This window comes from Bradyrhizobium jicamae (genome assembly GCF_001440395.1).
Classification (GTDB): domain Bacteria; phylum Pseudomonadota; class Alphaproteobacteria; order Rhizobiales; family Xanthobacteraceae; genus Bradyrhizobium; species Bradyrhizobium jicamae.
On sequence record NZ_LLXZ01000214.1, the window covers coordinates 16,894 to 17,095 of the forward strand.

Below are 202 nucleotides of genomic sequence, written 5' to 3' on the forward strand. Positions count from 1 at the left end.
CGCATCGGTTCTTCGGCCGGTCTGTCGCTGATTTGATCATGGATATCCAGCGCATCAAGACGGCGCTGATCCGCGGTGCGCTCGATAACCTCTATTTGCACAATAACCCGCGCGTTGAGGTCGCCGAAGCCAACGCGGGCCAAAACACGCTGGATGATTTGCTCGTGTCGCGGCCCGGTGGTGTGGTGCGCACCAAGACACC

Annotated in this window: 1 protein-coding gene; it reads left to right on the plus strand. The window is 59.9% G+C overall.

Annotated features, from left to right (window positions below; genetic code table 11):
- Positions 1 to 202 (plus strand): portal protein (locus CQ12_RS47845; protein WP_057840183.1); only part of this gene is annotated, 202 nt, incomplete at both ends.